Annotated in this window: 12 protein-coding genes; 8 read left to right on the plus strand and 4 right to left on the minus strand. The window is 35.6% G+C overall.

Going from position 1 to position 13,288, the window contains the following annotated elements; all coding sequences use genetic code 11:
* Positions 1–122: 122 nt before the first annotated feature.
* Both PHO71_RS00450 and PHO71_RS00455 read left to right on the plus strand, forming a co-directional pair.
* Positions 123–1,553, plus strand: coding sequence for an MBOAT family protein (locus PHO71_RS00450; protein ID WP_300197293.1), 1,431 nt, complete (start codon positions 123–125; stop codon positions 1,551–1,553).
* A gap of 8 nt (positions 1,554–1,561) precedes the next feature.
* On the plus strand, positions 1,562–2,626 hold the full coding sequence (locus PHO71_RS00455) for a hypothetical protein (protein WP_300197296.1): 1,065 nt from the start codon (positions 1,562–1,564) through the stop codon (positions 2,624–2,626).
* A gap of 106 nt (positions 2,627–2,732) precedes the next feature.
* Here the strand turns inward: PHO71_RS00455 and PHO71_RS00460 are convergent, their stop codons facing one another.
* The 3 genes from PHO71_RS00460 to PHO71_RS00470 form a co-directional block, all read right to left on the minus strand.
* The gene (locus PHO71_RS00460) at positions 2,733–3,878 is read right to left on the minus strand and encodes a glycosyltransferase family 4 protein (RefSeq protein WP_367279870.1); all 1,146 of its coding nucleotides are present in this window, start codon (positions 3,876–3,878) and stop codon (positions 2,733–2,735) included.
* Between the two features lie 500 nt (positions 3,879–4,378).
* Positions 4,379–5,221 (minus strand): hypothetical protein, encoded by an 843-nt coding sequence (locus PHO71_RS00465; protein ID WP_300197299.1) that lies wholly within the window; start codon positions 5,219–5,221, stop codon positions 4,379–4,381.
* 607 nt (positions 5,222–5,828) lie between these two features.
* Positions 5,829–6,812, minus strand: a complete 984-nt coding sequence (locus tag PHO71_RS00470; RefSeq protein ID WP_300197302.1) for a glycosyltransferase — start codon at positions 6,810–6,812, stop codon at positions 5,829–5,831.
* Between the two features lie 197 nt (positions 6,813–7,009).
* Here PHO71_RS00470 and PHO71_RS00475 point away from each other — a divergent pair, with 197 nt between their 5' ends.
* The 6 genes from PHO71_RS00475 to PHO71_RS00500 are packed head-to-tail and all read left to right on the plus strand — an operon-like array spanning position 7,010 to position 12,343.
* A complete protein-coding gene (locus tag PHO71_RS00475; RefSeq protein ID WP_300197305.1) occupies positions 7,010–7,819 on the plus strand; it encodes a glycosyltransferase family 2 protein in 810 nt (269 codons plus the stop codon).
* Between the two features lie 2 nt (positions 7,820–7,821).
* A complete protein-coding gene (locus PHO71_RS00480) occupies positions 7,822–8,871 on the plus strand; it encodes a histidinol-phosphate transaminase (RefSeq protein WP_300197308.1) in 1,050 nt (349 codons plus the stop codon).
* Complete coding sequence (locus tag PHO71_RS00485; protein WP_300197311.1) at positions 8,868–9,599, plus strand: phosphocholine cytidylyltransferase family protein; 732 nt, start codon at positions 8,868–8,870, stop codon at positions 9,597–9,599. Before PHO71_RS00480 ends, PHO71_RS00485 begins: the two co-directional genes overlap by 4 nt.
* Before the next feature lie 20 nt (positions 9,600–9,619).
* Complete coding sequence (locus tag PHO71_RS00490) at positions 9,620–10,432, plus strand: phosphorylcholine transferase LicD (protein WP_300197314.1); 813 nt, start codon at positions 9,620–9,622, stop codon at positions 10,430–10,432.
* A 34-nt stretch (positions 10,433–10,466) separates the two neighbouring features.
* The gene (locus tag PHO71_RS00495; protein WP_300197317.1) at positions 10,467–11,603 is read left to right on the plus strand and encodes a glycosyltransferase family 1 protein; all 1,137 of its coding nucleotides are present in this window, start codon (positions 10,467–10,469) and stop codon (positions 11,601–11,603) included.
* Complete coding sequence (locus PHO71_RS00500; protein ID WP_300197320.1) at positions 11,600–12,343, plus strand: glycosyltransferase family 25 protein; 744 nt, start codon at positions 11,600–11,602, stop codon at positions 12,341–12,343. Before PHO71_RS00495 ends, PHO71_RS00500 begins: the two co-directional genes overlap by 4 nt.
* Here the strand turns inward: PHO71_RS00500 and PHO71_RS00505 are convergent.
* Positions 12,335–13,258 carry a lipopolysaccharide kinase InaA family protein gene (locus PHO71_RS00505; RefSeq protein WP_300197323.1) on the minus strand — a complete coding sequence of 308 codons (924 nt, stop codon included), beginning with the start codon at positions 13,256–13,258 and terminating at the stop codon, positions 12,335–12,337. The two genes, PHO71_RS00500 and PHO71_RS00505, sit on opposite strands and share 9 nt — an antisense overlap.
* Between the last annotated feature and the right edge of the window lie 30 nt (positions 13,259–13,288).

Genomic DNA, 13,288 nt, shown 5'->3' on the forward strand with positions numbered 1-13,288 from the left:
AGAAAAAAGCCAACTAATCCTCTTAGCAAGACTTGTTTATACAACATCCTACTATAATTTATAAGCATCATTTAACCAAAATAGCAATTTTATAGTTATTTTTGCACCCAAAAAGATAATTTATGCTATTTAATTCTTTTGAATTTCTAGTTTTTTTACCAATTGTATTTTTACTGTACTGGTTTGTTTTTAAAAAGCTGAAAACACAAAACATCTTAGTTGTAGTAGCCAGTTATCTATTTTATGGTTGGTGGGATTGGCGTTTTCTAATTCTGATAGCATTTACTACACTATGCAGCTATGCCAGTGGAATATTGCTCGAACGCCAGGAGGGGCATCGCCATATTCAACGCTGGATAAGTGCAGCCAACATTGTGTTAAACTTGATAATACTGTGTTTATTCAAGTATTTCAATTTCTTTTCTGAGAATCTGGCATATATATTTCGATGGTTAGGCTTTGAATTAGATTGGGTCACCCTGAATATACTACTCCCTGTAGGAATTAGTTTCTACACTTTCCAGGCACTTAGTTATACCATCGATGTCTATCGGAATAAGATAAAACCGACACATGATATTGTAGCCTTCTTTGCTTTTATTAGTTTTTTCCCTCAATTAGTTGCCGGTCCTATTGAGAGAGCCACTAATTTACTGCCTCAGTTTGAGAAACCTCGAACTTTCGATTATACCGCCGCAGTCGATGGTATGAGACAAATACTATGGGGACTATTCAAGAAAATCGTGGTAGCAGACACTTGCGCTGCCGCTGCCAATCAGATCTTTGCAAATTATCAAACACTGGATAGTTTAAATTTGACTTGGGGAGCGTTCTTATTTACTTTCCAGATTTATGGAGACTTCTCCGGTTATTCGGATATAGCCATTGGTACTGCCAAATTGTTTGGTGTCAGCCTCCAAAGGAACTTCAATTATCCATATTTCTCGCGCGATATTGCTGAATTTTGGAGACGCTGGCATATTTCACTAACAACTTGGTTCAGAGATTATATCTATATTCCACTAGGAGGAAGCCGCTGCAGCAAGTGGAAATCTTTCCGAAATACTATGATCATTTTTCTGGTTAGTGGACTCTGGCATGGAGCGAATTGGACTTTTATCTGCTGGGGAGCGTTCCATGCTTTATTATTTCTACCATTATTACTTATGGAGAAAAACAGAAAATACAAAGATATAGTTGCCAAAAATAAACCCTTACCATCTTTTAAAGAAATCGGACAAATCATTATTACATTTCTCTTAGTAATGATCGGTTGGGTTATTTTCCGCGCAGAGAATATAAAAGATGCCTGTCAGTACATCTTTTATATGTTCACAAAATGGGAGCCAAGTTCACTTGGATACGGAGGTAGATGTGTCCAATATATCCTGATTATGATAGTAATTGAATGGATACAAAGAAGACAGATGCATGGGCTGGAAATATCAAGAGTCAAGTATCCCATAATCAGATGGGGATTATATTGTGCCATTTTCTACTATATATTCTATTATTCCAATAGCATACAAACATTTATTTACTTTCAATTTTAGTATAAAAGATGAAAAAGTTTATTGTAAAATGCCTATTCACTATATTCCCTGTCATGCTAGTAATCTATGCTTGTGGATTCTATTTAAATTTTTACTTGACGGACAAGCTAATAAATTCTGGCGACTTAGGAAAACTAGGATATATTTATATTGATAAAAGTAATCAAGACGATTTATCCCCTCAATTATCAGAGAACAGAGTAGATGAATATAATGATACTATACAGGACAAATATAGGATAATGACTATCGGAGACTCTTTTAGCCAACAAGGAATAACTGGTTACCAAAACTATTTAGCCACTAATTTGGGAGAAAGAATCCTCAACTACCCTAGTCCGTTAGACCAAGGATTTTATCCGGAAGAAATGGCTATGCATTTACTTAACAATGACATCTATAATAAATTAGGATGTAAAATTGTCATTATTGAAGCTGTTGAAAGAGAATTTGTACAGCGCATACTTAATTATAGAGCTTTAGAGCAGACTGACTCTCCTGTTGAACAAATAAACAAACAAAACAAGATATCCTCTCAAGAGGATAAGCCTAAGAAAGAAAAGCCCGTCCAGAAAAATAAAGACTATTTAATTGAGACTTTCAAATACTTTAAATATCAATTATATAAATCAAAAAGACCTGTCAGAGAAGCAATGTTAGATGCGGATTGTTTCTCAGCTCCACCTTACAATACTCTTTACTTTTATAAAGATGACCTACTAAAACTTTCACTTTCCCCTGAAGAGAGAAGTGAAGTTTTGGAAAGACTAAACCATATCCATCAAACCTTTCAAAAACGAGGAATCCAACTCTATTATATGATAGCACCAGACAAATACGATACATATCTACCCCACATAGTAAATAATCCATATCAACCTAAGATAGTACTGGATCAACTGGAAGAGGATGGAATTAATGAACTAGAATGGTTTATTAACCCTAGAGACACACTTAGAGAAATGATATCTAACGGAGTAAAAGATGTATATCATATAGATGACACTCACTGGACAATTAAAGCCAGCGAAGCTGTCGGCAATGTGATTGCAAACAAAATTCAAACGAAATAACACGATTCAGTTTTAGAATAAAATAAGCTCCTCAAAACTAAATAAAAGGAAAATATCAAAACTAAAAGAATGCCTACAACACGACATATAAGCTAAATGATGGTATCTACAAATCAGTAGCTTGCAGGAAATCCGAGATATAATTTCCCATAGTATATTTTCCAGACATAAACTCTTTAGCATTTCTGCCCATTTCCTTTCTCAATATAGGATCACTCAATTTAGTAATTGCCAAAGCCAGTTCGTCAATATCACCTCTTCTATATAATATGCCGTTATAATTATTCCGAATTTGTTCTCTATTAGCCTCAATGTCAGTTGCAACTACGGGTAGTCCCATCTTCTGGGCTTCTATATCAACCTTTGATAATGTTTCTGACCTTGAACAAACCAGTAGTACATCCGATTGTTCATAATAGGTTGAAATATGAGTTGTATATTCTAAAATAGAAACATATTCTCCCAAGTTATTTTTCTGAATAAACTCGGATATATAATTTGTATAAGCCCCCGCTGTCGCACCTACTAGCAAAAGTCGAAAGTTCAGATTAAATTTAGTGACTAATAGTTTAGCCGCTTTTACAGCATCTTCTTGTCCCTTATTGTCATCAAAATGTCCTATTAATAAAAGAGTATAATAAGGATGCTCCCCTCCCGCTCCCTTTACTAAGTCTGTTCCCACAGCTACATGAATTTTGCAGATCCGGTTCATCCCTGAAATATAAGACTTATAATAATTCAAAGTATAATCTGAAACAACGAAAACAGATTTGGATAAATGATCAAGCCATCGCAAAATTCGTTTCTCTGAATACAAATAAGAATAAATCCCAACATGAGGAGGTACTTCATGAATAAACCAAAAGTGTGTATATCCACCCCATCTACAAGCCAAAGCTGTTACAGGTGAAGCTATAGTATTTGTCATTACAATATCCGGCTCAATAGTTTTTAAATATTTCAGAGTCTTATATGCATACCTGAGAATTTTAAAAAAACGGAAAATGGGTTTTATTAAGGGCTTCTTCGTAGAAATAATCATCCACCAAGGTTGCTTAATTATGGCATACCCATTAAGATAAGGCTTAAAAGATTCTACAAGATCTTTCTGTTTTGGGGCTATAAGATATATTTCATATTGTGGACACATAGTTCTTATCCCGCTCACTAAGTCGAACAAACACCCCTGCGCCCCTCCCTGCATACTAGCATCATGGGACATAATAACTATTTTTTTACTTTGATTATTCATTTTTATATCCAGATATATTTTGTATTTCCCAACCTGAGAATTTATTACTAATAAAAGAGTCTGAGCTGTATTGTATAGTGATAATATTTTCTACCATCATATTTATAAATAAAAACGATTCATTTTTCACACTGTTTTACAACAAAAATAAAACTTATAATATTTGATTCTTTTGCATTTCCAATCTTTTTGCCAACTGTATTTTCGTATATTAAAACATTTCACGTATTCAGCGCAATCCCAAAATATAAGATTCATAATTATCAAAAGTATATATGAAATTGCGAAAACAGACCTAAGCAAATAATTGAATTATTACAAAAGTATTTTCTCTGAACACAAATAAGAACAGCCATAATATGAGTTGGTACTTCATGAACAATATCCATATCCAGTTAATCGGCAGACTAGAATTACTATAGAAAAGGTTATATATTACTAACACCACACTCTTAGTTGTTAGCTTAGGAAAAAGAACAAACCTAGCCTATAACAGCCTTTTATTGAATATTATCACTAATTACATTTGGCTCTGCGTAAAGTTGGTATTCTTTATAATATTCATCTTTTACTAATACTATTTTCGATTTTGAAGTTATCCAAACACAACAAGGAACCGTATTCTTTGCTTTATATGTAAATAACTCATTATACTTCTCCAAAAAAATGCCATCTTTATCAGTATAAACAGGAGAAGTTGAATACAAAGTATTTATATAATCAATAAAAATATTCTTACTCTTTTCAAGAAAATCCAATTTGTCTTTTTTCTCTTTATCATAAAGAAGCACATTAACGAATGGAACATTTTGAAACATACCTTCACATGTAACAAACTCATATTCTTTCAAAAAATCAAGATAAGATGTAGCGTGACCGATAGAACCTTTTATATCCTTCCAATTGTAACAAAGAAAATCTTTATCGTTTGTTATTTCGACTTTTACCGTATCACTACAATAAATCATTTTATTATCTTTATAACCTAATAAATAAGTCTTATATTTACCAGGTAGATAAAAATGATGCGACCAATAACGATAAGAAGTAGCATAGCGAGTCCCTTGTTCAAGAATCTTCATACTACCATCTATATTCAAAACATTCCATGTAATTGAATCATATATATCCATTAAACTTAATACGCCAAAATACTTATCAGGAAATAAGTTAAATTCCACCCCTTCAAAAATATCACTTCGTGCCTCCTTTACTCCTAACTTAAGTGGAATTATATTTTCTAAATTACCCTCTTCAGGATCCACACTTGGCAACACACCATTATCTTTATCCGAACAAGAAAAGAATAGTGTAATAAAAAATACATAAAATATTTTTTTCATACCAATATAGTTTGTAAGAATTTTATAAACACATTTACCCTATCTAATAAAACACTTAAAAAATAACATATTCTAAAGTCCATTATTTCACCCCCTAAACATTGCTATACAAAAAAACAAGAATAATGCTATGTGAACAAAATTAAAGAAATCACATGAGATTTCCAAATCATTTAACAGAAAAAAACCTGAAAATATATTATTAAATAGAGTCCACTGATTAACACCAACTTATTGCCCAGTTGAGTTGTTTTTATTTTATCGATAAATCAGTCTAAAACAGCTCCATTTGTATATTTAATGATAGTATTATAGATTTTAGTTTACAAGAAAAAAAAACAGATGGATATTGACGAGTTTAAATAATTTCACCCGTTGAATTCAATTGAGCGTTCTCCTTTCATAGGATAAAATAGGAAACTATATAATACATGTCAAAATCACGGCAAGTACAGTGATGTATCAAATGCACCAAGAATCGAATTGGAATTGTAGCCCACCCAACCAGATGATGATCGTTTTGTCCAGAATACAAAGTCGGAATTATCACCTTTTATAAAAAACATTCAAATCAAATTGGTAAAACAATGTCATATCTATTCATTAATCATAAACGATCTTTATCACGAGTAATCAAACAAGGAATTAGCCAACTAAAACTTTTAGTAAAACGTTCCACATAATAACTACTAATAACCCCTTTAAACAAAAGATTCAACTCTTGATACAACTTTTGTTTTACGTCTATAGCAACACTCAACCTCTTTATTTCTTTATAAAAGCTACCGTGCCGTACAGACTTCTTTTGCCATCCTATGCATGGAGCTATACATTCAATTTTCTTTACTATACACATATCCTCCCTAATCCCTTCGCCTGTTCTTTGAGCTTTCTTAGTTGTACTGACTCCATGCACACGAAACCGATTCAGTTTTTCATATACTTCGATAACTTTTCCATGCCGAGCCATCTCTATCCAAAAGAGCCAGTCTCCACTATAACGCATAGAAAAACAAGACAAGTCTTTTATTTGCTCAAAACATTGCTTCCGAAAGACAACGCCACTTGCATTGTAAATATAATTACGCCAGTATAGATTATGCAATATGTACTCTTCTCCATCAAACACACCCAGATGATGAGCATTTTTCAGTTGCTTCGAACCCCAACGGTCAAAGTCCGTAGGCAATATATCTCCGCTTTCATCGATACAATGAGAACCCAAAAAACAAAAAGAAGCTTCCGGGTATTGATTTAATGCCGCAATAGCTTTCTCCAGAAACAAAGTTTCAGCCGCATCATCACTCTCTGCAATCCAAATATATTTCCCACGAGACAAAGCAATACCTTTTTGCCACTGAGCAAAAGGACTTCCTGTATTCTTTGAATTTACCTCTAAATGCCTGACGCGAGAATCGTCACGATAATTATTTAGAACAGAGATGCTATCGTCCGTTGAAGCGTCATCCAACAATATAAGTTCAAAATTCGTATATGTCTGAGACAGTACGGATTCTATACGTCGTTGCAAAAAGCGGGCATAGTTATAATTAGGAATAATTACACTGACTTCTATCGAATGATTTTCCATTACAAAACACACAATTAATCTTGGCTATTATAGTATATTTACAGACAAAGATAAAGATATTATCTTTAGAAAAAATTCTAGCTCTCTATTATTTAGCAAAAAAGCACATAGCACTTGTTACAACCAAATAAAATACCTACATTTGTAGGATTTTAAGATAACCCCCTTAACTCTTTAACTAACATAGTAATTAATTTATGAATAAACAGACGGTGAGCAACATAACGACATCGCTAATTATATCAACATATAATAGAAGCGACGCATTAGAATTATGCGTTAAAAGCGTGCTACGTCAATCTCTTCTTCCCAATGAAATCATCATTGCCGATGATGGCTCTAAAGAGGATACAATAGAACTAATTCATCAATTGGCTGCTACTTCCGTAGTCCCTATTATACATGTCTGGCATGAAGATTTGGGATTCAGGTTAGCATCTATTCGCAATAAAGCAATAGCGAAAGCATCCAAAAAATATATTATACAAATAGACGGAGACATTATCTTACACAGAGACTTTGTGAAAGACCACGTCCGCTTTGCCAGAAAAGGTAGTTTTGTAACCGGTAGTCGAGTACTTATCCGAGAAGCTTTGACTAAAAAAATGTTAGCAGAAAGGAATGACATTATTTCCATTAATGATAAAGGAACGAAAAACACAATCAACGGAATACATTTACCTTGGCTAAGTTCTCTATTGCAACGCTATAGACAACGGGATATATCCTATTCCAGAGGCTGTAATATGGCTTTTTGGAAAGAAGATTTGCTAAAAATAAACGGATATAACGAAGAGATTACCGGTTGGGGAAGTGAAGATCATGAACTGGTATGCCGACTTATCAATAGTGGAGTACGTAAACGTACTATCAAGTTCGCGGGTATCGTGTTTCACCTTCACCATGAACTACATGATACGGACAATCTCAACAATAACCGTAATATCATGAATGAAACGAAAGCCAAGAAATCAACTTGGTGTGACAAAGGAATCATACAAAACTAAATATGAAAAAGGATTTGAATTTTCTGGATCGAAATGAATTTAATTACGAGCCATCTAAAGAAGTAGTCGAAGCATTAAGGAATTTCGATATAAATAAGTTGTGTTTTTATACCCGAATCTATGATGAGGGGAAAAAGAGTATACTTTCAGTTTTCTTATCTGAACTATACGATATCGATGAAACGCAAGTTTTGCTAGGATACGGCGGTGAAGATATATTAAAACAGGCGGTCCATTATTTCCTCACGGAAGAGGATGGCAATAAAACCATGCTCATTCCTAAATTTTCCTGGTGGTACTACAAGTCTATCGCTGATGAAGTGAACGGACGCACACTACAATATCCACTTTATGAAGAAGGAAATACTTTCAAGTACGATTTTACAGCATTGAGAGAGATGATACAAAAAGAGAATCCGAAGATATTACTCCTTGCCTCTCCTAACAACCCTACCGGTAACGGACTTACTCCCGACGAACTGGATGAATTGTTGTCATATGTTCCATCTACAACAACGGTCTTGATTGACGAAGCATACGCCTCGTTCGTTTCAACCGACACTTCATATATAAAGACTTTGATTGATAAATATCCGAATATGATAACTTCAAGAACTTTGTCGAAGTTCTATGGATTGCCGGGATTACGGATGGGATTCGGATTTATGAGCAAGGAATTGAGCCGATTCAGCAAATACAGTAACAAATATCTGGGATATAACCGAATATCTGAAGACATCGCTATCGCAGCATTAAAATCTGACGCCCACTACCGGGACATCGCCAAATTAATGAATGAAGACCGCATCAGATATGAGAATGAAATAGGTGCGCTCCCAGGATTCAAGGTGTATAAGTCTGTCGCCAATTTCATTCTGATCAAATATCCGATAGAACTGAAAGGGGCTCTACAAGAAGCGTTTAACGAACAGAGTTATAAAGTGAAATTCATGAATGAACCGGATATTAATACTCACTTAAGAATCACATTCGGTCGCCCGGAGCAAAACCGGATAGTTATTGATACGATTAAAAAAATCGCCTCTAGATGAAAGCAGTTATACTAGCCGCAGGAATAGCTTCACGTCTACGTCCGCTGACCAATACCACTCCCAAATGTCTTCTAAAAATAGGAGAACGGTGTTTGTTGGAACGGGCCTTTAACGCATTGATTCAGAATGGGTTTAATGAGTTCGTAATCGTCACAGGATATAGACAACAACAAATTGTAGACTTTCTGGAGGCGTATTATCCGCAACAAAAAATAACCTTTATCTATAATGAACAATATGAATCAACCAATAATATTTATTCGCTATGGCTCACCCGTCCTTATGTGGATAAAAAAAATGTACTTCTGCTAGACAGTGACATTATTTTTGACCCACAGATTGTGGCCAATCTGCTTGAATCGGACAAAGAGGACATATTAGCCCTCAACCGTCACGACTTGGGCATGGAAGAAATCAAAGTCATTGTAGATAATAAACAGAAAGTGAGAGAGATAAGCAAGGTATGTTCCATTACGGAGGCAATTGGCGAATCTATCGGCATAGAAAAAATGTCAGCATCATATACCGAAGCTTTATTCTGCGAACTTGAAATTATGATTGAGAAAGAGGGACTTAATAATATCTTTTACGAACGTGCCTTTGAGAGGTTGATTCCGCAAGGATACAGTTTTTATGTGCTCGACACCACCCAGTTTTTCTCGGCGGAACTGGACACGGTAGAAGATTTTGAGCAAGCGAAGAAATTAATTCCCGCCGAACTTTACTAACTTAAAAACGAAATACATTCATGGCCACTTATGACATACGTCCTTTACAACTCCGCATCCTAAAGATATTATTTACTATTGACAAGGTATGCAAAGAACATCATCTGCGCTACTATATTATGGCAGGTACGATGCTGGGAGCTGTCCGCCACAAAGGTTTCATCCCCTGGGATGATGACTTGGACATCGGAATGCCTCGTAAGGATTATGATCTGCTAATGGCTAATGCCCGTGAATGGTTGCCTGAATCTTATGAAGCTATTTGTGCAGAAAACGATAAGGAATATCCTTTGCCATTTGCGAAGATTCAGGATGCTGACACTACATTGATAGAGCGTATGCACCTTAAATATTTGGGAGGTATCTATCTAGATGTTTTCCCACTGGACGGAGTACCGGAAGATCATTTCAAACAACGGATACATTTTGCGAAGTATGAGTTTTACAAACGTGTATTGTATCTCATCCACCGTGACCCTTACAAGCATGGTAAAGGTCCGAGTTCGTGGGTGCCCCTATTGTGCAGAAAGTTGTTTACCCCAACCGATGTACAGAAAGCCATCAAAATGGTGATGATCCGATATGACTTTGACCAAAGTACTCTTGTCTGCGATTATGACGATGGCATGAAAGGCATCATGCCTAAAGAGATTCTAGGAGCTCCTACTCCTATCTCCTTTGAGGGAGAAGAAGTGTGGGGAGTGCAAGAATATGACACTTATCTGACACAAAAATATGGGGACTACATGACTATTCCTAAACAAAGTGGACAGAGACAACATAACTTCCATTATCTGGACCTGAATAAACCTTATCGTGAATTTCAAGTCTAAATAGACGAATAACATAATAAAGATAAGTAACAAGATGAGAATCGGTTTTGACGGAAAACGGGCAGTGCAGAATTATACCGGACTGGGTAATTACAGCCGTTATATTACGGAAATCTTATGCCGTTTCTATCCGGAAAATAGTTATCTCCTATATGCTCCGAAGAAGCGGGATAATAAGAGATTGGAAAAACTGACTGAACAATTCCGCCAACTAAGCATCATCTACCCCAAAAATGCTTTCTGGAAGAAATTGAGTTCTATTTGGCGTATCGGAGGAATCACGAAGCAATTGGAAAAGGAGGAAATCGATTTATTTCACGGTCTCAGCAACGAACTTCCTCTAAATATCCATAAAAGCCGGGTAAAAAGTATTGTTACCATACACGACCTGATTTTTCTGAGATTTCCCCAATATTATCACCTCATCGACAGAAAGATATATACCTATAAGTTTCGCAAAGCTTGCGAGAACTCTGATCGGATTATCGCTATCAGCGAATGTACAAAAAAGGATATTATAGACTATTTCCAAATACCTGCTTCTAAAATAGAAGTCGTATATCAAGGATGTGACCCCATATTTGAACAAACTGCCAGTGAGGAAACAAAAAAAGAGGTACGCCGCAAGTATCAATTACCGGAACACTTCATACTGAATGTCGGTAGTATTGAAGAGCGTAAGAATGCTTTATTAGCAGTACAATCATTACCACAATTAGCTCAGAATATCCATCTTGTAATAATAGGCAGACGTACTCCATACACAGGTAAAATAGAGCAGTTTGTGAATGAACATCATTTAACGGAAAGAGTACATATATTCAGTAATGTGCCGTTCAAAGACTTACCTGTTTTCTACCAATGTGCCGAAATATTCACCTACCCTTCTTACTTCGAAGGCTTCGGCATACCGATTATCGAAGCGTTACATTCGGGTATCCCAGTAGTGGCCGCTGCAGGATCATGTCTGGAAGAGGCGGGAGGACCGGATTCTCTTTATGTAAACCCGGAAAGTGTAAAAGAAATCGGAGATGCATTTAATAAAATATTAAATGACAACAATCTGAAGCAGAAGATGGTGGAGAACGGCAAGCAATTTGTGAAACGATTCTCCGACTGCGAACAAGCGAAATTAATTATGAACATATACGAAAAAACGTGTAAGCTATGACAAATAAACCTTCCGTTATTACTGAAAAAGTTCTTGTTTTACACGTAAAACAAGGTTACGAGGAAAGGGCCAAACATATTGAAAAGATGTTGGCGGAACTGAATATTCCATTCGAATATATCTTGGATGGAGACATCAGCGACATAACACCGGAAGTCTTGGTGAAATATTTTAGAAATGAGGGTAAAGAAAATATGTACGGTTACACAGCCAAAACTTCATGTTGTTACAAACATTTCCTCGCATACGAATATATCCTGAAGAATAACTTGAAGGGCGCTCTGATATTAGAAGACGATTGTATTTTGGATAAGAATTTCACAAAAATATTCAATCGATGCATGAAAGAATTCGAAAATATGCCAATCAATAACATTTTCATTTCCTTCGAAAACAGTAGACTGCGATTCGTTCCCCGGAGTCAGAGAGTCAAAGGAAAATATCTATATAAAGGCGACAAAGACAGAATGACCGGAGCATACTATATCACCCGCGGAGCAGCAGAACAAGTAATGAATTATATAGCGAAGAACAAATGTGAAAGACCGATAGACCTGTTACATTCATTATTGCTAAAGGAAGATAATTTCCCCTATTATTGGTGCCAACCTACCATAGCTGCTCAAGGGAGTTTCACTGGAAAGTTTAATTCCTCTATATCTTCCAAAAAGGATTTTTGTATATGGGCATCCTGGAAATTCAAGCTAGCATACAAAAAGTTGCTTTATTTCTTAAGATAGAACCTCAGTGGTATATTCGGAAGAAAAAACATGACGATAGTCATATTGAGAGAAGTAAGTGTCATACATTTGCTTCTCTTTTTTATATAACCAACGAGAGAAAGGAGATGATTTTGCTAATAGTTTGCGCAACCTGCGAAAGGTTTTAAAACATAGGATGATACTCGGTATATGCTGTCCGTGAATTTTCTTTGCTGTACGACGAAAAATAAAGTCGGCAAAAAATTTGTCACTATACCATGTAGCACGTTCTTGCATTTTCTTAATATCCCAACCACGTATGGAAGCGTACTCGCCCACAATATAATTCAGTACTTCACGAGAGTTACATAAGCGACGAAGGTTCTCGGCAACAGTTTCACAATCCACATCCGCCACTAGAGACATTCTGTTCACATCCACCAATGAAAAAGAATATCCATTTTCAGTCGAATGAATCAATATATTTCCGGGAGAATAATCTAAATGAAGTATCCCTGTACGGTGTAAATCGACTGTATAACGAGCAAAAGCCCTCAATTTCTCTTCGTTGCCAGCCACAGTGCCACTCATCAAGCCACGCACCGTTTCACCATTATCATAACAGCAAATATAATAACTATTAGTCAAAAGTTTGAAACGAAATTGTTCTATCACAGCGACAGGTTCAGGACTACAAAATCCGTGATTAATAATTTCAGTAGAATAAATATAAGAACGGGTCGCCTTTGATTTACGAAAGAAAGAGTAAACAACACGATTAACGATATGTGGCTGCTTAAAACTCTTAACAACCACATCAACATCACCGATAAGCGTTCTTTTCAAGACATTACGAGCCTCATAGATCATCTCACCCTTCTTCTCGAAAAGTTCGGGAATACGTCTGATTTGTTCATGAAGGCATTCGTATTTTGGATTAATAGTTGTTCTCATACTTCTCTTTTAACTCAAACATTGTCTTTT

The organism is Bacteroides sp. (assembly GCF_028690125.1).
In the GTDB taxonomy this organism is placed as follows: domain Bacteria; phylum Bacteroidota; class Bacteroidia; order Bacteroidales; family Bacteroidaceae; genus Bacteroides.

Excerpts from the sequence above, each read along its gene's own strand:
- PHO71_RS00500 (WP_300197320.1), top strand. The coding sequence starts at position 11,600 with ATGACAAATAAACCTTCCGTTATTACTGAAAAAGTTCTTGTTTTACAC.
- PHO71_RS00475 (WP_300197305.1), top strand. The coding sequence starts at position 7,010 with ATGAATAAACAGACGGTGAGCAACATAACGACATCGCTAATTATATCA.
- PHO71_RS00460 (WP_367279870.1), bottom strand. The coding sequence starts at position 3,878 with ATGAATAATCAAAGTAAAAAAATAGTTATTATGTCCCATGATGCTAGT.
- PHO71_RS00485 (WP_300197311.1), top strand. The coding sequence starts at position 8,868 with ATGAAAGCAGTTATACTAGCCGCAGGAATAGCTTCACGTCTACGTCCG.
- PHO71_RS00495 (WP_300197317.1), top strand. The coding sequence starts at position 10,467 with ATGAGAATCGGTTTTGACGGAAAACGGGCAGTGCAGAATTATACCGGA.
- PHO71_RS00470 (WP_300197302.1), bottom strand. The coding sequence starts at position 6,812 with ATGGAAAATCATTCGATAGAAGTCAGTGTAATTATTCCTAATTATAAC.
- PHO71_RS00455 (WP_300197296.1), top strand. The coding sequence starts at position 1,562 with ATGAAAAAGTTTATTGTAAAATGCCTATTCACTATATTCCCTGTCATG.
- PHO71_RS00450 (WP_300197293.1), top strand. The coding sequence starts at position 123 with ATGCTATTTAATTCTTTTGAATTTCTAGTTTTTTTACCAATTGTATTT.
- PHO71_RS00480 (WP_300197308.1), top strand. The coding sequence starts at position 7,822 with ATGAAAAAGGATTTGAATTTTCTGGATCGAAATGAATTTAATTACGAG.
- PHO71_RS00505 (WP_300197323.1), bottom strand. The coding sequence starts at position 13,258 with ATGAGAACAACTATTAATCCAAAATACGAATGCCTTCATGAACAAATC.
- PHO71_RS00490 (WP_300197314.1), top strand. The coding sequence starts at position 9,620 with ATGGCCACTTATGACATACGTCCTTTACAACTCCGCATCCTAAAGATA.
- PHO71_RS00465 (WP_300197299.1), bottom strand. The coding sequence starts at position 5,221 with ATGAAAAAAATATTTTATGTATTTTTTATTACACTATTCTTTTCTTGT.